We start from the raw sequence: 249 nt of genomic DNA, 5'->3' as shown, positions 1-249 counted from the left end.
GCCGACGACAGGTCCCAGCCGGTCAGCGCATCATACATGGTCAGGCCGGTGAAGCGGTTGCCTTCAAAACCCTGATCGGGCTGGCCGAGCGTGCGCGGAATATCGGCAGCGGTCATGCCGATGCGCACCACCGTCTCAGCGCGCGCCGAGATTGCGGATAGTCCCAGCGCAAGCACGGCGAGACAGGTCGTCAAACGAATACGCATGGCCCAAAGCTCCCAGGGAAGTTTCGGGGCCAAACTTGCAATC

General features: G+C 62.7%; 1 pseudogene. It reads right to left on the bottom strand.

Annotated elements, in window-relative coordinates:
* Window positions 1-206 (bottom strand): annotated as a pseudogene (locus G8O24_RS43320) (ABC transporter substrate-binding protein); the annotation flags it as partial.
* Between the last annotated feature and the right edge of the window lie 43 nt (window positions 207-249).

The sequence above is a fragment of the Bradyrhizobium campsiandrae genome (assembly GCF_014529705.1).
Classification (GTDB): Bacteria; Pseudomonadota; Alphaproteobacteria; order Rhizobiales; family Xanthobacteraceae; genus Bradyrhizobium; species Bradyrhizobium campsiandrae.
This window is presented reverse-complemented; position numbering and strand designations above follow the sequence as displayed.